The sequence below is a fragment of the Stenotrophomonas acidaminiphila genome (assembly GCF_014109845.1).
Lineage (GTDB): Bacteria > Pseudomonadota > Gammaproteobacteria > Xanthomonadales > Xanthomonadaceae > Stenotrophomonas > Stenotrophomonas acidaminiphila.
The window spans coordinates 1,123,726-1,146,520 of sequence record NZ_CP043567.1; the positions used below are offsets into that span (position 1 = coordinate 1,123,726).

Consider the following 22,795-nt stretch of genomic DNA (forward strand, 5'->3'; position numbering starts at 1 on the left):
GCAGGCGGTGCAGCCACGGCTCACCTGACAGCTCCTACAATCCGCGCATGAATACCCCCCACGATTCCAGCCTCGGCCGCGAGGTCGCCTACCCCTCGCAGTACGACCCGGGGCTGCTGTTCCCGATCCCGCGGGCCGCCGCGCGCGCCGAGATCGGCCTCGCCGCCGCGCTGCCGTTCGTCGGCCAGGACCGTTGGCATGTCTATGAGCTGGGCTGGCTGGACATGCGCGGCAAGCCGTGCGTGGCCACCGCGACGCTGTGGGTGCCGGCGGCGTCGCCCAACCTGGTCGAATCCAAGTCGCTCAAGCTCTACCTGAACTCACTCAACGCGGCGCGTTTCGCCAGCGCCGCCGACGTGCGCGCACGCATCGCCGCCGACCTGTCCGCCTGCGCCGGGGCCGGGGTCACGGTCGAGTTCGGCCTGCCGCCGGTGGCCGACGCCGAAGGCGAGAGCATCGACGGCTTGGAGCTGGACATCGACCACTATGGCCCGCCGCAGGCCGGCTTCCTGCACGCCGATGGCGGCGAGGCGGTCGCCGTGACGCTGGTCTCGGCCCTGCTCAAGTCCAATTGCCCGGTCACCGGCCAGCCCGACTGGGCCAGCGTGAGCATCCGCTACGCGGGCCCGCGCATCGATCGCGGCGGCCTGCTGCGCTACCTGGCCAGCTACCGCGACCACGCCGAGTTCCACGAACAGTGCGTGGAGCGCATCTTCCTCGACCTGGTGCGCCACTGCGGTTGCCATTCGCTGGACGTGGAGGCGCGCTACACGCGCCGCGGCGGGCTGGACATCAACCCGCGCCGGTCGACCGCCGACTTCGCCGCCGGGCACCGTCCGTTCCGCGACCCACGCCAGTAATCCGGCCCGGGTACCCGGTGGGTATACGCCGGCTTTACGCCGGCGCGATGGTTCCTTAACGCGGCCGGTGCAATGGTGGCAGCCAGCCGAGGAGGAACGACCCGATGAGCAATGACAGGAAGGCCGATTTTTCGGATGTGACGTCCACCGTGGACAGCACCGCCGCCGTCGCGCCGAAGGCCGATTTTTCCGATGTGAGCGCGCGGGTGGATTCCACCGCGCAGATCGCGGGCGAACAACAGTACACGGTGCAGAAGGGCGACAGTCTTTCCCGGATCGCCAAGCACCTGTTGGGCGACGCCAATGCCTGGAAGCAGATCTTCGAGGCCAACCGCGATGTCCTTTCCGACCCCGACAAGATCTTTCCCGGGCAGACCCTGAAGATTCCCCCGCGCCAGGGTTGAGGCCACCAGGCCCAGTGCCTTTTCCCACATTCCGGAGCATCCCATGAAGAAGACTTCGTTCAGCAGTGTCCTGATGATCACCCTGGCCGGCACCCTGGCCGTGGCCGGTTGCAAGAAGAATGAAGAGGCCGCGCCGCCGCCGATGACCAGTGCCCCGGCGCCGGCGCCGATGAGCGAGCCGGCACCGCCGCCGCCGGCTGCGCCGGCGGTCAGCGTCACCTCGATCACCGTCGGCACCACCGCCGCTGCCGACAAGTCGGTGGCCCCGGTGGCCATGATCGGCGGCAAGGACAAGATCATCGTGTCGGTGAAGACCGACGGCGCCGCGACCAACGCCAGCCTGGGCGCCAAGCTCACCTACCAGGACGGGCAGGTGGCCGGCGAGCAGAGCGCCACGCTCACCACCAGCGGTGCGGAGACCACCAATATCGAGTTCAGCAAGGCAAGCGCATGGCCCGCCGGCAAGTACCGCGCGGACGTGACCCTGGATGGCCAGCCGGCCGGCACCACCCAGGAGTTCGAAGTGAAGTAGCAAGCGGCATCCACCTGTCGCCCCTCTCTCCCGACAGGTGCAGGCCATGGGCGCAGTCGCAGGACTGCGCCCTTTTTTATTGCCGCGCCCGGGCCGCAGGTGGGCGTGGGCGGCGCTGCCCGGGGCGGCGTCGGCGCCTGCGCCGTAGCCGCCGCTGCGCGCCGGAACCGTGCGGCTGCGCGGCGCCCCGCGCGCGCCCGGCTGATGCATGCCACATGAGCAGATGCCATGAACCGGCGCGGCGGCGCGTTGCCGCAACCGTACCGGCCCGTTTTGCCGGAACCGTCACGACGCGCGACAATGCGGTGCTGATTCCCTGCCTTTACTTCCGACGGAAACCATCCCCCATGTCCGATACGCCGAAGATCATCTACACGCTCACCGACGAAGCCCCGTTCCTGGCGACGCAGTCGCTGCTGCCGATCATCGATGCGTATGCCACCACCGCCGGCATCGCAGTGGAGACCCGCGACATCTCGCTCTCCGGCCGCATCCTGTCGCAGTTCCCGGACTACCTGCAGGACGGGCAGAAGATCAGCGACGATCTGGCCGAGCTCGGCGAGCTGGCGACCCGGCCGGAAGCCAACATCATCAAGCTGCCCAACATCAGCGCCTCGGTGCCGCAGCTCAAGGCCGCGATCAAGGAACTGCAGGACCAGGGCTACGCGCTGCCGAACTACCCGGACGCGCCGGCCGACGACGTCGCGCGCGACATCAAGGCGCGCTACGACAAGGTCAAGGGCAGCGCCGTGAACCCGGTGCTGCGCGAGGGCAACTCCGATCGCCGCGCGCCGCTGTCGGTCAAGAACTACGCCCGCAAGCACCCGCACCGCATGGGCGCGTGGAGCAGCGACTCGAAGTCGCACGTCGCGCACATGGACGACGGTGATTTCTACGGCAGCGAGAAGTCGGCCACGCTGGCCGGCGCCGGCAGCCTGAAGATCGAGCTGGTGCAGGACGATGGCCGGACCGTGGTGCTCAAGGACAAGACCGCGGTCAAGGCCGGCGAGATCGTCGACGCCTCGGTGATGTCGCGCCGCGCGCTGGCCGCGTTCGTCGCCGCGCAGATCGCCGACGCCCGTGCCCAGGGCGTGCTGTTCTCGCTGCACCTGAAGGCGACCATGATGAAGGTCTCCGACCCGATCATGTTCGGCGTGGTGGTCGAGGAGTTCTACAAGGACGTGCTGGGCAAGTACGCCACCGAGCTCAAGCAGGCCGGCTTCGACCCGAACAACGGCATCGGCGACCTGTACGCGCGCCTGCCGTCGCTGCCGGAAGCCACCCAGGAAGCGATCAAGGCCGACATCGCCGCCGAGTACGCCAAGCGCCCGGCGGTGGCGATGGTCAACTCCGACAAGGGCATCACCAACCTGCACGTGCCCAGCGACGTGATCGTCGACGCCTCGATGCCGGCGATGATCCGCGACTCCGGCCGCATGTGGAATGCCGAAGGCAAGCTGCAGGACACCAAGGCGCTGATCCCCGACCGCTGCTACGCCGGCGTCTACCAGGCGGTGATCGAGGACTGCAAGGCGCATGGCGCGTTCGACCCGGCGACCATGGGCAGCGTGCCCAACGTCGGCCTGATGGCGCAGAAGGCCGAGGAGTACGGCAGCCACGACAAGACCTTCCAGATCCCGGCCGACGGCACCGTGCGCGTCAGCGACGAGGCCGGCAACGTGGTGTTCGAGCACAAGGTCGAGGCCGGCGACATCTGGCGCATGTGCCAGGCCAAGGATGCGCCGATCCAGGACTGGGTCAAGCTGGCGGTCAGCCGCGCGCGTCTGAGCAACACCCCGGCCGTGTTCTGGCTGGACGCCAACCGCGCGCATGACGCGCAGATGATCGCCAAGGTCGAGAAGTACCTGAAGGACCACGATACCCAGGGCCTGGACATCCGCATCCTGTCGCCGGTGGAGGCCACGAAGTTCTCGCTGGAGCGCATCCGCAAGGGCCAGGACACCATCTCGGTGACCGGCAACGTGCTGCGCGACTACCTCACCGACCTGTTCCCGATCCTGGAGCTGGGCACCAGCGCCAAGATGCTGTCGATCGTGCCGCTGATGGCCGGTGGCGGCCTGTTCGAGACCGGCGCCGGCGGTTCGGCGCCGAAGCACGTGCAGCAGTTCGTCGAGGAGGATTACCTGCGCTGGGATTCGCTGGGCGAGTTCCTGGCCCTGGCCGCCTCGCTGGAGCACCTTGCCCAGCGCTACGACAACAAGGCCGCCGCGGTACTCGCCAAGGCGCTGGACCAGGCCAACGGCACCTTCCTCGACAACGACCGCTCGCCGGGCCGCAAGCTGGGCACCATCGACAACCGCGGCAGCCACTTCTACCTGGCCATGTACTGGGCCCAGGCGCTGGCCGCGCAGGACGAGGACGCCGCGCTGAAGGCGAAGTTCGCGCCGCTGGCCAAGGCGCTGGCCGACAACGAGCAGAAGATCGTCGAGGAGCTGGTCGCGGTGCAGGGCAAGGCCGTGGACATCGGCGGCTACTACCGCCCGGACCTCGGCAAGACCAGCCGGGCGATGCGCCCGAGCGCGACCCTCAACGCCGCGCTGGCCGCGCTCTGATCGCACCCGCCGCGGTGGCTTGACCCCGGACCCGCATCGCCCTGGCGATGCGGGTTTTTTGTGCCCGGCTACCCGCGCGTCCACGTCGCGAGGGCGCACGCCAGTCCGGTGCGGTAGGGTGGGGCCGGCGCCCCGACTCCCCCACTGCCGATGCCTGCCACCGAATCCGCCCACGCCATCGCCGCCTGCATCCGCGACGGCTTCGAGGACTACCACGCCCGGTTTGCCGCCATCACCCGGCGCGCACGCGGGCGCTTCGAGCAGCGCGACTGGGCGGCAGCGCGCCAGGACGCGGTCGAGCGCATCGCGCTGTACGACCTGTGCATCGGCGAATGCATGGCGCGCCTGCAGGGCGTCGCCGGCAGCCGGCCCGGCCGCGAGGCCTGGGTGCGGGTGCGCGCGGCCTTCGCCACGCAGGTCGCCGGGCTGATCGACGGCGAACTGTACAAGACCTTCTACAACACCCTGACCCGGCGCCTGTTCGCCACCCGCGGGGTGGACGATGCCATCGAGTTCATGGCGCTCGAGATCGAGCCGTCCGACGCCATCACCCACCCGGTGGCGCGCCACGTCTACACCGTTTCCGAGGCGCGCCCGGCCGAGGCCTTCGAGCGCGTGCTGGCCGACTACCGCTTCGACGTGCCCTACCGGCACCGCCTGCGCTGCGCCGCGGCCATCGCCGTACGCCTGCAGGATGACCTCGCCCACTGGGGGCCGAACCCGGTGCGCGCCATCGAACTGCTGGACACCGTGTTCTACCGCGAGCGCCGCGCCTACCTGGTCGGGCGCGTGTTCGGCGAGCATCGCTTCTCGCCCTGCGTGATCGCGCTGGTCAACGACGGCGACGAGGGCCTGCGCGCCGAGGCGGTGCTCAGCGGGCGCCGCGACGTGGCGCACCTGTTCGGCGTGTCGCGCAGCTATTTCCAGGCCGACCTGCCCACCGTCGCCGACGCGGTGGTGTTCCTGCGCAGCCTGCTGCCGGGCAAGCCGGTGGACGAGATCTACACCGTGCTCGGCCGCGCCAAGCAGGGCAAGACCGAGCGCTACCGCACCTTCTTCCGCCATTTCCAGCAGCATCCCGACGAGCGGCTGGTGCAGGCCGAGGGCACGCCGGGCATGGTGATGGCGGTGTTCACCCTGCCCAGTTACCCGCTGGTGTTCAAGCTGATCCGCGACCGCTTCGCCTGGCCCAAGACGGTCAGCCGCCAGGACGTGGAGGACCGCTACGCGCTGGTGTTCAACCTGGATCGCATCGGCCGGCTGCTGGACGCGCAACCCTACCGCCACCTGCGCTTCCCGCTGGCCCGCTTCGCCCCCGAGCTGCGCCAGGAGCTGCTGGAGAGCTGCGCGCGCAGCGTGCGGGTCGAGGGCGAGGACCTGGTGATATCGCTGTGCTACGTGCAGCGGCGGTTCCGCCCGCTCAACCTGTACCTGAGCGAACAGACCCCCCAGGCCGCGCGCGCGGCGGCGCTGGACTACGCGCAGGCCATCACCGACATGGCGCGCAACGACATCTTCCCCGGCGACATGCTGCTCAAGAACTTCGGCGTCTCGCGCCATGGCCGCGTGGTGTTCTACGACTACGACGAACTGTGCCGGGTCGGCGACTGCACGTTCCGCGACTGGCCGCAGCCGCGCGATGCCGCCGAAGCCCTGGCCGCGGAGCCGTGGTTCCATGTCGCGCCCAACGACGTGTTCCCCGAGCGCTTCCCGTTGTTCATGGGCCTGCCGCGCCCACTGATGGAGGCGGTGCGCGAGGCGCACGGCGAGCTGTTCGACCCCCGCTGGTGGCGCGGCCTGCAGGCCGCTTTCGCCCGCGGCGAATTCCCCGATACCCCGCCCTACCCACGTGCGCTGCGGCTGGCGTGAACATCGCCGCCGGAAGCGCTACAGTCGCGCCCTGGACATGCAGTGGCAAGGAGAGCGTCATGCTGAAGTCGTTGCGTCGCGGGGCCGTGCTGGCCGCGTTGCTGTTGGTGACCGTTGCCGCGTCGGCCGCCGGGCCGGGGGCGGTGCGCAAGCAGGCCGAGATGGGCATGCAGCTGTCCGGGCAGATCGATATCGCGCCCGATGGCAGCGTGGAGGCGGTGCGGCTGGACCAGCAGGACCGGCTGAGTGCGGAGCTGGCCCGTTTCGTGCGGAGCTCGGTGATGGGCTGGACCTTCGTTCCGGTGGTCCGCGACGGCAAGCCGGTCGCCGCGCGTTCGCCGTTGATGCTGCGCCTGGTCGGCAGGCAGCTGGAAGACGGCGGCACCCAGGTGGCCATCCGCAGTGCCACCTTCGAGGCCTACGATCCGGAAAGCAGGAGCGCGGTCACCGCCTTGAAGATGACGCCGCCAAGCTACCCGCGCGCGATGTACGAGGTGGGGGCGCAGGGCAATGTCTACCTGGTCCTCAAGGTCGGGCGCGATGGCCGCGTCGCGGACGCGTACGTGGAACAGGTCAACATGACCGTGGTGGCCAGCGAGGGCCAGATGCGCCGGTTCCGCCAGGTGCTGGGTGGCAATGCGCTGGCCGCGGCGCGCAAGTGGGAGTTCCGCGTTCCGGTCGAAGGCGAGGACGCGGACGCGCCGCACTGGAACGTGCGCATCCCGGTGCAGTACGCGATGCTCGACAGGTCCCAGCCGATGCCGGACGAGTACGGCGCGTGGCAGGCCTACATCCCCGGACCGCGCGAACGCGCGCCATGGATCAGCGACGAGGACTGGGAGAACGCTTCGGACGCACTGGCCAGCGGTGGCGTCTACATGGCCGGCCGCGGCGGCGGGCCCAAGCTGCTGACGCCGCTGGAAGGCTGAGCGCGCCGGTTGCGCCAGCCACGAAAAAGCCCCGCGTTCGCGGGGCTTTTTCGTTACAGCGGTTCCGGCGGGGAATCAGCGCTTCATCGAACCGAAGAACTCGTCGTTGGACTTGGTGTTCTTCATCTTGTCGAGCAGGAATTCCATCGCCGCGATTTCGTCCATCGGGTGCAGCAGCTTGCGCAGGATCCAGATCTTCTGCAGCAGCTCCGGCTCGATCAGCAGGTCTTCGCGGCGGGTGCCGGAACGGTTGATGTCGATGGCCGGGTACACGCGCTTCTCGGTGATGCGGCGGTTCAGGTGCACTTCGCTGTTGCCGGTGCCCTTGAACTCTTCGTAGATCACCTCGTCCATCTTCGAGCCGGTCTCGACCAGCGCGGTGGCGATGATGGTCAGCGAGCCGCCTTCCTCGACGTTGCGCGCGGCGCCGAAGAAGCGCTTCGGGCGGTGCAGGGCATTGGCGTCCACGCCGCCGGTCAGCACCTTGCCGGAGCTGGGCACGACATTGTTGTAGGCACGCGCCAGGCGGGTGATCGAATCCAGCAGGATCACCACGTCCTTCTTGTGCTCGACCAGGCGCTTGGCGCGCTCGATCACCATTTCGGCCACCTGCACGTGGCGTGCGGCCGGCTCGTCGAAGGTCGAGGAGACCACTTCGCCGCGCACGGTGCGCTGCATCTCGGTCACTTCTTCCGGGCGCTCGTCCACCAGCAGCACGATCAGGTGCACTTCCGGGTGGTTGGTGGTGATGGCCGTGGCGATCTGCTGCATCATCATCGTCTTGCCCGCCTTGGGCGGGGAGACGATCAGCGCGCGCTGGCCCTTGCCCTGCGGCGCCATCAGGTCGAGGATGCGGCCGGTGATGTCTTCCGAGGAGCCGTTGCCGCGTTCCAGGGTGAAGCGCTTGCGCGGGAACAGCGGGGTCAGGTTCTCGAACAGCACCTTGTTCTTCGACGCTTCGATCGGCTCACCGTTGATGGTGTCGACGATGTTCAGCGCGAAGTAGCGCTCGCCGTCCTTCGGGAAGCGGATGCGGCCGGCGATGTGGTCGCCGGTGCGCAGGTTGAAGCGGCGGATCTGGCTGGGCGAGATGTAGGTGTCGTCCGGGCCGGCCAGGTAGCTGGCCTCGGCCGCGCGCAGGAAGCCGAAGCCGTCGGGCAGGATTTCCAGCACGCCGTCGGCGGCCACGCCCTCGCCATGGCGGGTCAGCACCTTGAGCAGGGCGAAGATCACGTCCTGCTTGCGGGCGCGGGCCACGCCGTCGGTGATCTGCAGCTGCTCGGCGATCTCCAGCAGCTTGTGCGCCGGCATCTTCTTCAGATCGCTCAGCGAATAGACCGGGAAACCCTCCGGCACCGACGGGTGCGGGCGCGGCACGAAGGTCTCGTTGCCGTTGTCGCCGGGCAGGCCGTCGTCGCGGAAGCGGTCGCGGTTGCGCTCGCGGCGGTTGCGGAAGCGGTCGCGGCGATTGCCCTGACCCTGGCCCTGCTGATTCTGCGGGTTCTGCTGGCCATGGCGCTGGGCGTTGTTGTTGCCGTCGCGCGGCTCGCCGCCTTCCTGGCCGCCGTGCGGGTTGCCGGCCGGCGCGGACGCCTGGCCTTCGTTGCCCGGGGCCGGAGCGGCCGGGGCGGGGGAAGCGTCGCCGGCCGGCAGCGGCAGGGCGGACTGGGCCGGGGCGGAAGCGGGGCTGCTGCTGTCGGCGGCCTCGGCGGCCTTGGCGACACGCGGCTTGCGCACGCGCTTCTCGACGGGCGCGTCGGCGCTCCCGGTTTCGGAAGGAGTGTTCTCGGACAAGTGCTTGATTCCTCTCGCTGACGTGCGAGCGCCTGACAGGGCGGCGAACTGGTTGGGAATGATCCGGACGAGAACCCGGCCGGAGGGTGCGGCAGGCCAAAGCTGCCGGATGCGGCGACACTAACACCGCCGCGCACGGCGGTGCAAGGTGGCGGGAAACGCCCGTTGGGCCGCGGTAAGGCTGGCCCGGAGCCGGCGGCCATGGCCGCCGGCGGGAGGGATCAGGCCAGCGCCTTGTCGATCATCTGGCTCAGCTGGCCCTTGCCGACGGCGCCGATCTGGGTGGCCTGGATCTGGCCATCCTTGAACAGCAGCAGCATCGGGATCGAGCGCACGTGGTACTTGACCGCGGTGGCGCGGTTGTCGTCGACGTTGAGCTTGGCGATCTTCAGCTTGCCGTCATAGGCGTCGGCCAGTTCGTCCAGCACCGGCGAGATCATCTTGCAGGGGCCGCACCATTCGGCCCAGAAGTCCACCAGCACCGGGGTGTCGGACTGCAGCACGGCGGCGTCGAAATCGGCATCGCCGACGTGTAGAACCTTATCGCTCACTTGAGGAGTCTCCTGGGGCAATGCGACGGCCCATGCCGGGTTGGCTGTCGCATTGCGCTAAACTGGGGCATTGCGCGGACCTAAAGGCTTGGCCTTGCGTCGCGCGACCCGGCGCAGGGGCCGCAGTGTGCGACGGTGCCCGATACGATGCAAGCCGCCCGGCCAACCTGGCCGGCTGGCACTACCAAGACCAAATAATGAGCGACAAACCGCTGACTGATGTGACTTTTTCCTCCTTCGAGCTGCACCCGGCGCTGTTGGCCGGGTTGGAAGGAGCCGGATTCACCCGCTGTACCCCGATCCAGGCATTGACCCTGCCGGTGGCCCTGCCTGGCGGCGACGTCGCCGGCCAGGCGCAGACCGGCACCGGCAAGACGCTGGCGTTCCTGGTGGCGGTCATCAACCGGCTGCTGATCCGGCCGGCGCTGGCCGACCGCAAGCCGGAGGATCCGCGCGCGCTGATCCTGGCGCCGACCCGCGAGCTGGCCATCCAGATCCACAAGGACGCGATGAAGTTCGCGTCCGACTCGGGCCTGCGTTTCGCCCTGGTCTACGGTGGCGTCGACTACGACAAGCAGCGCGAGCTGCTGCAGAAGGGCGTGGACGTGATCATCGCCACCCCGGGCCGCCTGATCGACTACGTCAAGCAGCACAAAGTGGTCTCGCTGCATGCCTGCGAGATCTGCGTGCTGGACGAAGCCGACCGCATGTTCGACCTGGGCTTCATCAAGGACATCCGCTTCCTGCTGCGGCGCATGCCCGAACGCACCACCCGCCAGACCCTGCTGTTCTCGGCCACCCTCAGCTATCGCGTGCTGGAGCTGGCCTACGAGCACATGAACGAGCCGCAGAAGCTGGTGGTGGAGACCGAGACCGTCACCGCCGAACGCGTGCGCCAGCGCATCTACTTCCCGGCCGACGAGGAGAAGCTGCCGCTGCTGCTGGGCCTGCTCTCGCGCAGCGAAGGCGCCCGCACCATGGTGTTCGTCAACACCAAGATGTTCGTCGAGCGCGTGGCGCGTTCGCTGGAGAAGGCCGGCTACCGCGTCGGCGTGCTGTCCGGCGACGTACCGCAGAAGAAGCGCGAGAGCCTGCTCAACCGCTTCCAGAAGGGCCAGCTGGAAATCCTCGTGGCCACCGACGTGGCCGCGCGCGGCCTGCACATCGACGGGGTCAAGTACGTCTACAACTACGACCTGCCGTTCGACGCCGAGGATTACGTGCACCGCATCGGCCGCACCGCGCGGCTGGGCGAGGAAGGCGACGCGATCAGCTTCGCCTGCGAGCGCTACGCGATGGGCCTGCCGGACATCGAGGCCTATATCCAGCAGAAGATCCCGGTCGAGCCGGTCACCACCGAGCTGATGACCGCGCTGCCGCGTCCGGAACGCGCGGCGCCGGCCGAAGGCGAGGCCGACGAGAACGAGAGCGTCGGTGCGATCTTCCGCGAGGCGCGCGAAGCGCGTGCCGCGGAGGAAGAGCGCCGCGGTGGCGGCCGCAGCGGGGGGCGCTCCGGCGCTGGCCGTGGTGAACGCCGCGACGGCGAGCGCAAGCCGCGTGGCCCGCGCAAGCCGCGTGTCGAGGGCGAGCAGGTGGCTGCCGCCGCCGAACCGGCCGCGGCCCCGCGCCCGCCGCGTCCGCCGCGCGCCGAAGGCGCACCGGAGGCCGCGGTGGAAGGCGAGCGCGCGCCGCGCAAGCGCCGCCGTCGTCGCCATGGGCGTCCGGTCGAGGGCGCTGAAGCCGCCGTCGCCGCACCCGCGGTTGCATCCGGCAACGGGCCGGTGCAGGTGCCGGCCACGCCGATGCGCGCGTCCGGCAATGACAGCGATTCGTTCCTGACCCGCCTGGGCCGCAAGATCCGGCGGATGCTGTCGGGCGATTGATCGATGCGCCGGCCCATGGCCGGCGCTGTCGTCGGCCCGGGTCGTTCGCGGCCCCGGCATCGCGATGCACGCCGCGCTTCGGCTCCGGCATAATCGGGGCATGAGCGTCCTGCGTTTCGACAATGTCAGCAAGCACTATGCGGGCGGCCACCAGGCGCTGGTGGACGTCAGCTTCGAGGTGGCGGCCGGCGAGATGCTGTTCGTCACCGGCCACTCCGGCGCCGGCAAGAGCACCCTGCTGAAACTGATCCACCTCAGCGAGCGCCCGACCCGTGGCGCCGTGCTGTTCGGCGAGCGCAACCTGCTCAAGGTGCGCGGTGGCAAGGTGGCGCTGCACCGCCGTGAAGTCGGCGCGGTCCACCAGGACCACCGCCTGCTGATCGACCGCAGCGTCGGCGAGAACGTGGCGTTGCCGCTGATCCTGCGTGGCGACCGGCGCGCCGACACCGGCAAGCGGGTGCGCTCGGTGCTCGAACGGATGGGCCTGGGCCATCGCGAGAAGGCGCTGCCCACGCAGTTGTCGGCCGGCGAGCAGCAGCGCGTGGGCATCGCCCGCGCGATCGTCGCCGAGCCCCGGTTGCTGGTGGCCGACGAGCCGACCGGCAACCTCGACCCGACCCTCGCCGCGGAGATCATGGCCCTGTTCGCCGAACTGCCCGGCCGCGGCACCAGCGTGCTGGTGGTCAGCCACGACCTGGCGCTGCTCAAGCACATGCGCAAGCGCGTGCTGATCCTCGACCATGGCCGCCTGGTGGACGACATCTCGCCGCAGGACCTGGCCGAATGAGCAGGGACGCGAACAAGGCCGAGGCCGCGAACAAGCCCGCCGCCCATGCCGCGCCCGCGCCGTCGCGGCTGCGCGTGTGGTTCGCCCACCACCTGCACAGCGTGGTCTTCAGCCTTGGCCGCGCGCTGCGCAAGCCATGGGCGACGGTGCTGACCGTGGCGGTGATGGCGCTGGCCCTGGCGCTGCCGCTGGGCCTGTCGATCGCGCTGGACAACCTCAAGCTGTTCGCTGGCAGCGTGCAGCAGTCGCGCGACATCAATCTGTTCCTCAAGCCCGAAGTCGACGGCGCCGCCGCGCAGGACGTGGCCGCGAGCCTGCGGTCGCGCGCCGACGTGGCCGGCGTGGTGCTGCGCACGCCCGACGAAGGCCTGGCCGAACTGCGCCAGAGCGCCGGGCTGGGCGAGGCGATCGACGCACTCGGCGAGAACCCGCTGCCGACGCTGCTGATCGTCACCCCGGTTGGGGACCAGGACATGGCCCTGGCCAGGTCGCTGCAGGCCCTGCCGCAGGCCGACCTGGTCCAGCACGATGCCCTGTGGCGCCAGCGCCTGGACGCCTGGCTCGGGTTCGGCGCGCGGCTGGTGCAGGTGCTGTCGCTGCTGCTGGGGCTGGGGGCGGTGCTGGTGGTCGGCAATACCGTGCGGCTGGACATCCAGGCGCGGCGCGAGGAAATCGGCGTGCTGCAGCTGCTGGGCGCCAGCGACGGCTTCATCCGCCGTCCGTTTATCTACCTGGGTGCCTGGTACGGCCTGGCTGCGGGTGCGCTGGCATTGGCGCTGATCGGCGCCTGCGGCCTGGCCCTGCGCCCGCCGCTGGCGGCGTTGACCGGCAGTTACGGCAGTGCGTTCACCCTGCATGGGCTCGATGCGCTGCATTCGGGGCTGGTGGTGCTGGGTACGGTGATCCTGGGCTGGCTGGGGGCGTGGCTGGTGACCGGGCACTTCCTCAGGCAGACTCGCCCGACCGATACCTGACACGCGCATGTCCACCCACGAACTCAAGCATCTGATCAGCGACGCCCCCCGGGTGATGGTGGTCGATGGTTCAAAACTGGTGCGCAAGCTGATCTCCGACGTGTTGCAGCGCGAGCTGCCGGACGTGGAGGTGGTGGGCTGTGCCGGCATCGAGGAAGCGCGTGCGGCGCTGGCGACCGGCCCGGTGCACCTGGTCACCACTTCGCTGGCCCTGCCCGATGGTGATGGCCTGGCGCTGGCGCGCAGCGTGCGCGAGGCGGCCGGGCAGGCCTACGTGCCGGTGATCGTGGTGTCCGGCGATGCCCAGCGCCACCTGGAGCAGCGCCGCTTCAACGAATTCGTCACCGATTATTTCGACAAGGCGCTGGGCCACGAGGCGCTGGCGACCTTCATCCGCGGCTACGTGCAGCCCGAGCCGGTGCCCGGCGCGACCGTGCTGTATGTCGAGGACAGCAGGGTGGTGGCCGAGGCCACCAAGCGCATGCTCGAGCGCCACGACCTGCACGTGGTGCACGTGCTCACCGCCGAGGATGCGTTCTCGCTGCTGACCGCAGAATCGCTGGGACGCACCACGCGCCGCATCGACCTGGTGCTCACCGACGTCACCCTCAAGGGCGAGCTCAATGGCCGCGACGTGGTCGAGCGCGTACGCATCGACTTCGGCTACGGCAAGCGCCGCCTGCCGGTGCTGGTGATGACCGGCGACAGCAACCCGCACAACCAGTCCGCGCTGCTGCAGGCCGGTGCCAACGACCTGGTACAGAAGCCGATCGAGGAGCGCCTGCTGGTGACCAAGGTGCTGTTCCAGCTGCGCCTGACCCGGCTGGCACAGCCGGCCGCGGCGCTGTGAGCGCGGCACCGAACATCCAGCTCGAGCCGGGCTGGAAGGCACGCATCGGCGACTGGCTGCTGCGCCCGGAGATGCGCGAGCTGTCGGCCTTCCTGCGCCAGCGCAAGGCCGCCGGTGCGCGGGTGTTCCCGCCGGGGCCGCAGATCTTCGCCGCGTTCGACGCGACCCCGTTCGAGCAGGTGAAGGTGGTGGTGCTCGGCCAGGACCCGTACCACGGCCTCGGCCAGGCCCATGGCCTGTGCTTTTCGGTGATGCCGGGGGTGCCGGTGCCGCCGTCGCTGCTGAACATCTACAAGGAGCTGGAAGGCGACGGCAACGTCGCGCCGCCGTTCCAGCGCCCGGACCACGGTTGCCTGCTGCCCTGGACGCGGCAGGGGGTGTTGCTGCTCAACGCCGTGCTGACGGTCGAGGAAGGCCGCGCCGGTGCCCACCAGGGCAAGGGCTGGGAGGGTTTCACCGACCATGTGGTCGATGTCCTCAACCGCGAGCGCGAAGGCCTGGTGTTCCTGCTCTGGGGCAGCTACGCGCAGGCCAAGGGCAAGGTCATCGACACCCGCCGCCATCGCGTGCTGAAGGCGCCGCATCCCTCGCCGCTGTCGGCCCACCGCGGCTTCCTCGGCTGCCGCCATTTCTCCCAGACCAACGAGTACCTGGTGCGTCGTGGCCAGGCGCCGATCGACTGGCGTCTGCCGCCCCGGGCGGCGCTGGACGCCCAGCTCGCCGGCGGCTGAACGTCGCGGGGTCCTGTCATGCGGCGGTGACCGGCTTCCTGCTAGGCTGGGTTGATGTCCCCGTTGATCCATCCGGGGAGTTTCAAGGGGCTTCCAGGGTTGTTTTTCAACAAAAATGGAACGCTGGAACTTTTTCTGTACCGGGCAGTCCAATAGTTCGACTGCTAAGATGAGGTCCTATGAGCCAGAACACCTCCACTGCCCTTGTGGCGAACAATCTTCCGATTCCCAGTGCGCTGGGTTCGCTGGATGCCTACATCGGTGCCGTGCACCAGATCCCGGTGCTCTCGGTCGATGAGGAACAGGAACTGGCGCGCCGCTTCCGCGACGAGCAGGACCTGGATGCCGCGCGCGAGCTGGTGCATTCGCACCTGCGTTTCGTCGTGCACGTGGCCCGCGGCTACAACGGCTACGGCCTGCAGCTGGGCGACCTGATCCAGGAAGGCAACATCGGCCTGATGAAGGCGGTCAAGCGCTTCGACCCGGACATGGGCGTGCGCCTGGTCTCCTTCGCGGTGCACTGGATCCGTGCCGAGATGCACGAGTTCATCCTCAAGAACTGGCGCATCGTCAAGGTCGCCACGACCAAGGCGCAGCGCAAGCTGTTCTTCAACCTGCGCAAGTCCAAGACCCGACTGGGCTGGATGAACGCCGCCGAGGTCAGCGCGGTGGCCCGGGACCTGAACGTCTCCGAGCGCGAAGTGATGGAGATGGAGTCGCGCCTGTCCGGTCGCGACGTCGGTTTCGATGCGCCGTCCGACGAAGACGACGACCACGCACCGCCGTCGCCGGCGGCGTACCTGGTCGCGCGCGACGAGGACCCGTCGCAGGCCTACGAGCGCGAGGACAGCGAGGAAAACCAGCTGCAGCTGCTGCGCGAGGGCCTGGCCAACCTGGACCAGCGTTCGCGCGACATCATCGCCCGCCGCTGGCTCGATGCCGACAGCAAGGTGACGCTGCAGGAGCTGGCCGACGAGTACGGCGTGTCGGCCGAGCGCATCCGCCAGATCGAGGCCAACGCGCTGAAGAAGATGAAGGCGCTGTTCACCGCCTGATCGCCACGCCGCCAGGCTGGCATGCGAAGAGCCCGGGGAAACCCGGGCTTTTTCGTTGCCGCTCGCCGGTACCGGCGCGGACATGCCGGCACCGCCTTGCGGAACCGCGACCGCGGGTGGCTTCGGTGGCGTCGCCGCGGTGTAGATTGCGTGGATGCATCCACGAATGGAGACGACGATGAAGGGAATCTGCCTGTGCGGCGCGGTTGAAGTGGTGGCCGGCGATGCGACGCAGATCGGCCTGTGTCACTGCAGCATGTGCCGGCGTTGGACCGGTGGGCCGTTCTTCGCCGTGCATTGTGACGACAAGGTGCAGTTCAGCGGCGCTGCGCTGAAGACCTTCCGCTCCTCGGAGTGGGCCGAGCGCGCGTTCTGCGGTACCTGCGGCAGCACGCTCTACTACCGGCTGGTGCCCGATGGCGAGTACTACGTCTCGGCCGGGCTGTTCCAGGACCAGGCGTTCGAACTGGCCAGCCAGATCTTCATCGACGAGAAGCCGCCGTTCTATGCGCTGGCCAACCAGACGCCGACGCTGACCGGCCAGCAGGTGTTCGAGCAGTTCGCCGGCGGCAACGGCTAGGCCCGTTGCCGGTCAGTCCGCCGGCGGCCGCGTGGGCGGATCGGTGTCGGCATCGGCGTCGCCGAAGATGATGCGCGCGCCGCGCTGGTAGCTCCAGTACGCCACCGCCCAGTTGAGCAGCACCACCAGCCGGTTGCGGAAGCCGATCAGGAAGAACACGTGCGCGGCCAGCCAGAACCACCAGGCGAGCAGGCCGGACAGCTTGAGCCGGCCCATGTGCACGATGGCGGCCATGCGCCCGATGGTGGCGAGGTTGCCCTGGTCGCGATAGCGGAACGGCGGCGGCGCGGCGCGCTGCTGCAGCCGCACATGGATGGCGGCGGCCACGTACCTGCCCATCTGCTTTGCGGCCGGGGCCACGCCCGGCACCGGCCGGCCATCGGCCTGGGCCAGCGCGGCCAGGTCGCCGGCGACGAAGATCTCCGGGTGGCCGGGGACGGTGAGATCGGGTTGCACCCGCACCCGGCCGGCGCGGTCCAGCGGCGTGTCCAGCGTCCGCGCCAGCGGCGAAGCGGCGACACCGGCGGCCCAGACCACGGTGCGGGCGGCGATGAAATCCCCGCCCAGGCGGAAGCCCTGCGCATCGATGGCGGTCACCGGGGTGCCGGTATGCACCTCCACCCCGAGCCGCTCCAGTTGCCGGCGTGCCTTCAGCGACAGCACTTCCGGAAAGCTGGACAACACCCGCGGCCCGGCCTCGACCAGGCGCACTTTTGCCGACGCCGGATCGATATGGCGGAATTCGTTGCGCAGGGTGTGGCGCGCGATCTCGGCCAGGGTGCCGGCCAGCTCGACGCCGGTGGGGCCGCCGCCGACGATGGCGAAACTCAGCCATGCCGCCTTCCTGGCCGGGTCCGCTTCGGCCTCGGCCTTCTCGAAGGCCAGCAGCAGCCGCCGCCGCAGCGCCAGCGCATCGTCCAGCGTCTTCAGCCCGGGCGCGTCCGCCGCCCATTGGTCGTTGCCGAAATAGGCGTGGGTGGCGCCGCAGGCCACCAGCAGCAGGTCGTAGTCCAGGGTGCCGCCATCGCGCAGCCGCACCTGGCGGTGCTGCTTGTCGATCGCCTCCACCTCGCCCAGCCGGACTTCGACGTTGCGCTGGCGGCCGAGGATATGGCGCAGCGGCGCGGCGATGTCCGGGGCCGACAGACCGGCGGTTGCCACCTGGTACAGCAGTGGCTGGAACAGGTGGTGGTTGCGGCGGTCGATCAGGGTGATGCGCAGGTTCGCGCCGGCGAGGGCGCGGGTGGCCCAGAGGCCGGCGAAGCCGCCGCCGATGATCAACAGGCGGGGAGGGCGGTCGTGGGGCATGCGGTACTCCGGTGGAAGGCCGTGCAGGGCGTGACAACCGGCCCCCATTTTCGCACGGGGTACGCAGGCGCATGTCGATGATCGATACTGGGGTCAAGCCGACCGCCATGGAGAGACCGCCGTGTCCGATTCCGAGAAGCGCATCGCCCTGCTGATCGACGCCGACAACGCGCCCGCGGCGAAGATCGACGAAGTGCTGTCCGAGGTGGCGCGCTTCGGCGTGGCCAACGTGCGCCGCGCCTACGGCAACTGGAAGAGCCCGCGCCTGAAGGGCTGGGAATCGGTGCTGCACGAGTACGCGATCCGGCCGATCCAGCAGTTCGCCTATTCCAAGGGCAAGAACGCGTCGGACATGGCGATGGTGATCGATGCGATGGACCTGCTCTACGCACGTAATCTGGATGGCTTTGCCATCGTCTCCAGCGATGCCGACTTCACCCCGCTGGTGATGCGCCTGCTGACCGACGGGGTGAAGGTGTACGGCTTCGGCGAGAAGAAGACGCCCGATCCGTTCGTCAACGCCTGCTCGCAGTTCACCTACCTGGAAGTGCTGGGGCAGTCGCACCCGGGCACGCCGGAAGTCGGCCCGGACGTGGGCGAAGAAGCGCGTCCGCGCAAGAGCGGCGCCGAACTGCGTGGCGACACGCGGCTGGTGAAGATGCTGCGCCGCGCGGTGAGTGCGGCCGAGGGCGAGGACGGCTGGGCGCACCTGGGGCCGGTGGGCAGCCAGATCGGCAACCAGGCCTCGTTCGACCCGCGCAACTACGGGTACGGCAAGCTCTCCGACCTGCTCGCCGCGATCGGCCTGTTCGAGCTGAAGAAGGACGGCAAGTCGTCCTACGTGCGCGCGCTGCCGCGCAAGGCCGCGCCCAAGGCCGGCAAGCCGGGCGCGGCGTGACGGCGCACCGCTGCGGACGCCGTCATGACGTGGGCTGGCGTATCGTGCGCGGCTGGCATCGCCCATGACGGGAACCGCAATGTTGAAGATCTGGGGACGTCGCAATTCCAGCAACGTGCGCAAGGTGTTGTGGTGCGCCGAGGAGATCTGCCTGCCCTACGAATCGATCGAGGTCGGCGGCGCGTTCGGCGGCACGCAGACGCCGGAGTACCGGCAGATGAATCCCAACGGGCTGGTGCCGGTGATCGAGGATCACGGCCTGCCGGTGTGGGAGTCCAACGCCATCGTCCGTTACCTGTCGGCGCGCTATGCGCTGGGCACGCTGTATCCGCAAGATCCGGCGCTGCGCGCGCAGAGCGAGAAATGGATGGACTGGACCATCTCCAGCTTCGCCGTGGCCTTCCGCGACCTGTTCTGGGGCGTGGTGCGCACCGCGCCGGCCGACCGCGACGCGGCGCGCATCGACGCCGCGCTGGTGCGTTGTGGCGAGCTGCTGGCACTGGCCGACGCCGAGCTGGCGCGGCAGCCGTGGTTGTCCGGGGACACGTTCGCGATGGGCGACATCCCGCTCGGCGCGTTCGCGTATGCCTGGTTCGAGATGCCGGTCCAGCGCCCGGAGCTGCCGCACCTGGGCGGCTGGTATGCGCGGCTGAAACAGCGCCCGGCGTACCGCAGCGCGGTGATGACGCCGCTGACCTGAGAATTGCCGGAATACCGTAGACGCGCGGCAGGCCCCGTATCCACGCGGTAGTCCGTAGGTACGTGGCCTGCCCCGCACGGGGCGTTTGCGGTGAAGCCCCTGCGGGCGAGCCACGCATCTGCAAACGCTACAAACGACGACAGCCGCCTGTACCAGCGCGGCTGTCGTCGTGGGTGTGCGGAAGGCAGGGATCAGAACTTCCAGGTCAGGCCCAGATACAGCTGGCGACCGCTGTAGCCATTGGAGTAGAAGCGGGCCTTGGTGTCATTGCCCAGGTGCGCGCGCTGCTCGGACTTGGTGGCGTTCAGTACGGAGGCGGCCAGCGTCAGATCCTCGCGGATGTTGAAAGCCGTGTTGAGGTCCAACTGATCGTACGGCTCGGTATAGATATTGAAGCCGTTGCTCAGGTCGCCGACCACCTCGCCGCGACGGTTGTACGAGGCGCGTGCCAGGAAGCGGGCATTCTCGTAGAACACGGTGAAGTTGGCCTGGTTCCTGGCGCTGCCGACCAGCGGCGAGGCGCCGATGCTCTCGCCGTTGATCTCGACCGAGGCCATGTTGGTGTCGTTGTAGGTGTAGTTGGCCTGGAAGCCCAGGCCGAAGTCGAAGGTGTACTGGCCATACAGCTCCACACCCTGCGACACCGCGTCACGACCATTGGCATCGGTCTTGTAGTTCTGCACCGTGACCATCTGCCCGCCGACGTTCATCTGCATGTCGCGTTCGACGCCGATGGTGAAGTTCTTCACGTCCTTGCGGAACAGGCCGATGCCGGCCACCGCGCCGGGCTTGAAGTACCACTCCAGGCTCAGGTCGTACTGGGTGGCCTCGAACGGATCCAGGCCCTTGTTGCTGCCGGAACCGTACCAGCCGGGATTGACCGCGCCGCCGGCAACGACACGGTCGTTGCTGTATTCCTGGCTGTAGTAGCTCAGACCACCCGGATAGGCGATGCTGGTGTAACGCGGGCGAGCGATGACCTTGGATGCCGCTCCACGCAACACCAGACTCTCGGTGATGTCCCAGGCGATATTGAAGCTCGGCAGGATGTCCGTATAGGTCTTGTCCAGCGCCGCAAGCTCGTAGGTCTTTTCGCGGGCCATGGCGTCGGGCAGGCGCACGAAGCCGCTTTCGCAGCCATAGCCGGTGTTCGAGCCCAGCAGCGCCGCGGCGGCGGGATCCGTACAGGCCATGGGATTGCCGGCGGCGTTGTCGGCGAAGTAGTCGATGAAGCGCTCGACCGAATCGCTCGATTCCGCATGCTGCCTGGTGCGTGCCACGCGCACGCCGATGTTGCCGCGCAGGCGCTCGGTGCGGAAGTTGGCCTGGAAATAACCGGAGTAGACCTTCTCGCCGACGTTGTAGACGAAATCGTCTTCACGGCGGTTCTGTGCCGGGCCGTAGGTGTTGTTGAGGTAGTCGATGTAGGCCGGGTAGTTGATGCCCGGGAACAGGTTGGCGTTGAAGCCACCGGCGATGTTGCCCAGTGGTTGCGACAGGAAGAAGCCCGGCTGCGCGATGCCCGCGGTGGAATCACAGCCTGCCTGGTAGCGCTTGCTGTAATCGCCTGGGTCCGCACCCTGGCACACCCAGTAGGTATTGCCGGTGTTGCGGTGCACGTCGGTGTCGTTGTACTTGGCGCCGAACTGTATCGAGTCCAGGACGCCGGCTTCGAACAGCTTGGTGAAATCGGCCTGGAAGTGGTTCTGCTCGATGCTGGTCTGCATCCACGACGAGTCGGTCGAGCCTGTGTCGATTTCGGCGACACCGGACATCAGCTTCTGCTGTAGATCGGGCGAGAAGGTCGCGGTCGGCGTTCCGGTGAGATCCCACGCGCTGTACAGATTGCCGGCTTCCCAACTGTTGCCGACTTTGCGGCGGGGCTTGGCTGACATGCGGAAGCTCATCGACGGGCCGCCCTCGGACCAAGTGCGGCCGCCGGCGAAGCTGGCCTTCCACAGCGGGCTGATATCCCAGTCCACGCTCAGGTCGGCAGTCTGCGACAAGGCCTTCTCGCGGCTGTAGGTGCCGGTCAGCTGCGGGGTGGGGATGGTGCAGTCATCCGGACCCCAGCCACCGCCTGGCAGGCCCGCAGCGGCGGCCTCGTCCTCGCTGCAGATGTAGGTCTTGCCGGCGAGCTTTTCGTACTCGGCACCAGTGACGATGGTGCCGCTCGGGTCCATGGTGAAACCGTTGAGCAGGCGGCCGCCTTCCCAGTTGCCGTCACCGGCCACGCGCGCCAGGTTCCATTCCGGAATCTTGAGCATGTTCTGGGTGTAGTTGCCCTGCAGCTCGAAGCGGAAGTAGTTCGCGGTCATGGTGACGTTGTCGACCGGCTTGAACTGGAAGGTCAGCTGGCCACCGGTGCGTTCGCGCTTCTCGTCCTTCACCGCGAAGTTGACCGAGGTCGGCATCGAGAAACCGGAGTAGTGGCGGCCGTTCTGGTCATAGATGCCGGAGCGGCCCCAGAACTGCGACACATCCTTCATCGGGTTGCCATGCGCGTCGACAGGCGGGTTGCGGGTGGTGCCTGCCTCGTTCCAGACATAGTCATGGCTGATGTTGCCGTTGGCATCGAGGCGATCGCTGTACCACTGCCAGTCCTCGGTGGTGACATCCATGCTGCGGTTGGTACGGTTCTGCCTGGTGGCACCGACCAGCAACCCGAAGCGCTCGTCCTTGCTGTGCCAGGAGTACAGCGCCGAGGCCTGCGGGTCGACACCGCTGCTGGTGTCCGAAGAGGTGCCTTCGATGCTGGCGAAGCCGGTGTTGGATTCCATGTCCAGCGGGCGACGGGTACGCAGGATCACCGTGCCGCCGATGCCGCCTTCGTCCAGGCGTGCCTCCGGCGTTTTGTACAGCTCGGCGGCCGACAGCATGTTGGACGGCAGAAGGGTGTAGTTGAAGGAGCGCGAGGCTTCGTTGTTGGTTTCCGAGCTGGCGACGTAGTTACCGTTCAGTTGCGTCAGGGTCAGGTCGGCGGCCAGGCCGCGCACGCTGACGTTCTTACCTTCGCCGCCGCTGCGGGTGATGATCACGCCCGGCACGCGCTGCAGCGCGTCGGCCACGTTCTTGTCCGGGAACTTGCCGACGTCCTCGGCGGTGATGACTTCGACCACCGCGTTGGCATCGCGCTTCTGCTGCAGGCTCTTCTCGATGGCGTAGCGGTAACCGGTGACGGTGACCGCATCCAGCGTGGTGGCATCGGGCGTTGACGTGGCCGCCTGTTGGGCGATGGCGCCGACCGGCAGCACGGTGGCGGCCAGTGCGACGGCGATCGCCCCGGACAGCGAACTCCGGGCGTGCATGCGTGACTTCTGTTTCATTCCACTCTCTCCCTCTCCTGGATTTGAATTCACTACGGGTACGAAAGGACTTGAATCGATCTAAGTTCTGAAGCCGGACATCCCCGGGAGCCCGGGGGCGTTTCGTGCATGGATCGAGCGACGGACCCGGTCCGTTTTCCCCTTGTCGCAGGCAATCGCCAGTCGATCTCTATTTGGATCGATCTAAACAA

19 protein-coding genes are annotated in these 22,795 nt (G+C 68.4%); 15 read left to right on the forward strand and 4 right to left on the reverse strand.

Translation table 11 applies throughout. The annotated features are described in order from the left end of the window. Window positions 1–47 precede the first annotated feature (47 nt). The 6 genes from queF to F0P95_RS05165 all read left to right on the forward strand — a co-directional run bounded on the left by queF (window position 48) and on the right by F0P95_RS05165 (window position 7,167). Window positions 48–860: an NADPH-dependent 7-cyano-7-deazaguanine reductase QueF gene (gene queF, locus F0P95_RS05140; RefSeq protein ID WP_182335939.1), complete on the forward strand. Its 813-nt coding sequence runs from the start codon at window positions 48–50 to the stop codon at window positions 858–860. A gap of 104 nt (window positions 861–964) precedes the next feature. Further along, window positions 965–1,264: a LysM peptidoglycan-binding domain-containing protein gene (locus tag F0P95_RS05145; RefSeq protein ID WP_182335940.1), complete on the forward strand. Its 300-nt coding sequence runs from the start codon at window positions 965–967 to the stop codon at window positions 1,262–1,264. A gap of 43 nt (window positions 1,265–1,307) precedes the next feature. Continuing rightward, window positions 1,308–1,796: a hypothetical protein gene (locus F0P95_RS05150; RefSeq protein WP_182335941.1), complete on the forward strand. Its 489-nt coding sequence runs from the start codon at window positions 1,308–1,310 to the stop codon at window positions 1,794–1,796. Window positions 1,797–2,143: 347 nt separating this feature from the next. Further along, window positions 2,144–4,369 carry an NADP-dependent isocitrate dehydrogenase gene (locus F0P95_RS05155; RefSeq protein ID WP_182335942.1) on the forward strand — a complete coding sequence of 742 codons (2,226 nt, stop codon included), beginning with the start codon at window positions 2,144–2,146 and terminating at the stop codon, window positions 4,367–4,369. Between the two features lie 150 nt (window positions 4,370–4,519). Beyond that, window positions 4,520–6,238 carry a bifunctional isocitrate dehydrogenase kinase/phosphatase gene (aceK, locus tag F0P95_RS05160; protein ID WP_182335943.1) on the forward strand — a complete coding sequence of 573 codons (1,719 nt, stop codon included), beginning with the start codon at window positions 4,520–4,522 and terminating at the stop codon, window positions 6,236–6,238. Window positions 6,239–6,297: 59 nt separating this feature from the next. Beyond that, window positions 6,298–7,167, forward strand: a complete 870-nt coding sequence (locus F0P95_RS05165; RefSeq protein ID WP_232528804.1) for an energy transducer TonB — start codon at window positions 6,298–6,300, stop codon at window positions 7,165–7,167. 75 nt (window positions 7,168–7,242) lie between these two features. On the opposite strand, the gene rho is transcribed toward F0P95_RS05165, so the two are convergent. Both rho and trxA read right to left on the reverse strand, forming a co-directional pair. Beyond that, on the reverse strand, window positions 7,243–8,961 hold the full coding sequence (gene rho, locus F0P95_RS05170; RefSeq protein WP_054661497.1) for a transcription termination factor Rho: 1,719 nt from the start codon (window positions 8,959–8,961) through the stop codon (window positions 7,243–7,245). A 221-nt stretch (window positions 8,962–9,182) separates the two neighbouring features. After that, the gene (trxA, locus tag F0P95_RS05175; protein WP_054661500.1) at window positions 9,183–9,512 is read right to left on the reverse strand and encodes a thioredoxin TrxA; all 330 of its coding nucleotides are present in this window, start codon (window positions 9,510–9,512) and stop codon (window positions 9,183–9,185) included. Between the two features lie 197 nt (window positions 9,513–9,709). Between trxA and rhlB the strand changes: the two genes are divergently transcribed. The 7 genes from rhlB to F0P95_RS05210 all read left to right on the forward strand — a co-directional run bounded on the left by rhlB (window position 9,710) and on the right by F0P95_RS05210 (window position 16,372). Next, window positions 9,710–11,395, forward strand: coding sequence for an ATP-dependent RNA helicase RhlB (gene rhlB / locus F0P95_RS05180; protein WP_182335944.1), 1,686 nt, complete (start codon window positions 9,710–9,712; stop codon window positions 11,393–11,395). Window positions 11,396–11,495: 100 nt separating this feature from the next. Beyond that, window positions 11,496–12,182 carry a cell division ATP-binding protein FtsE gene (locus tag F0P95_RS05185; RefSeq protein ID WP_182335945.1) on the forward strand — a complete coding sequence of 229 codons (687 nt, stop codon included), beginning with the start codon at window positions 11,496–11,498 and terminating at the stop codon, window positions 12,180–12,182. Continuing rightward, window positions 12,179–13,156: a permease-like cell division protein FtsX gene (gene ftsX / locus F0P95_RS05190; RefSeq protein WP_182335946.1), complete on the forward strand. Its 978-nt coding sequence runs from the start codon at window positions 12,179–12,181 to the stop codon at window positions 13,154–13,156. The genes F0P95_RS05185 and ftsX overlap by 4 nt, the downstream gene beginning before the upstream one ends. Window positions 13,157–13,163: 7 nt before the next feature. Then, complete coding sequence (locus F0P95_RS05195) at window positions 13,164–14,006, forward strand: response regulator (RefSeq protein ID WP_182335947.1); 843 nt, start codon at window positions 13,164–13,166, stop codon at window positions 14,004–14,006. Beyond that, entirely contained in the window at window positions 14,003–14,737 is a 735-nt protein-coding gene (gene ung, locus F0P95_RS05200) for a uracil-DNA glycosylase (protein WP_182335948.1), read from the forward strand. Before F0P95_RS05195 ends, ung begins: the two co-directional genes overlap by 4 nt. A 179-nt stretch (window positions 14,738–14,916) precedes the next feature. Then, a complete protein-coding gene (rpoH, locus tag F0P95_RS05205; RefSeq protein WP_054661518.1) occupies window positions 14,917–15,792 on the forward strand; it encodes an RNA polymerase sigma factor RpoH in 876 nt (291 codons plus the stop codon). 178 nt (window positions 15,793–15,970) lie between these two features. After that, the gene (locus F0P95_RS05210; RefSeq protein ID WP_182335949.1) at window positions 15,971–16,372 is read left to right on the forward strand and encodes a GFA family protein; all 402 of its coding nucleotides are present in this window, start codon (window positions 15,971–15,973) and stop codon (window positions 16,370–16,372) included. 12 nt (window positions 16,373–16,384) lie between these two features. Here F0P95_RS05210 and F0P95_RS05215 read toward each other — a convergent pair whose 3' ends face one another. Next, the gene (locus F0P95_RS05215; RefSeq protein ID WP_182335950.1) at window positions 16,385–17,680 is read right to left on the reverse strand and encodes an NAD(P)/FAD-dependent oxidoreductase; all 1,296 of its coding nucleotides are present in this window, start codon (window positions 17,678–17,680) and stop codon (window positions 16,385–16,387) included. A 121-nt stretch (window positions 17,681–17,801) separates the two neighbouring features. Here F0P95_RS05215 and F0P95_RS05220 point away from each other — a divergent pair, with 121 nt between their 5' ends. Next, window positions 17,802–18,578: an NYN domain-containing protein gene (locus F0P95_RS05220; protein WP_056931533.1), complete on the forward strand. Its 777-nt coding sequence runs from the start codon at window positions 17,802–17,804 to the stop codon at window positions 18,576–18,578. A gap of 79 nt (window positions 18,579–18,657) precedes the next feature. After that, window positions 18,658–19,278 (forward strand): glutathione S-transferase family protein, encoded by a 621-nt coding sequence (locus tag F0P95_RS05225; protein WP_182335951.1) that lies wholly within the window; start codon window positions 18,658–18,660, stop codon window positions 19,276–19,278. A gap of 191 nt (window positions 19,279–19,469) precedes the next feature. On the opposite strand, the gene F0P95_RS05230 is transcribed toward F0P95_RS05225, so the two are convergent. After that, entirely contained in the window at window positions 19,470–22,604 is a 3,135-nt protein-coding gene (locus tag F0P95_RS05230) for a TonB-dependent receptor (protein ID WP_182335952.1), read from the reverse strand. Window positions 22,605–22,795: the final 191 nt, after the last annotated feature.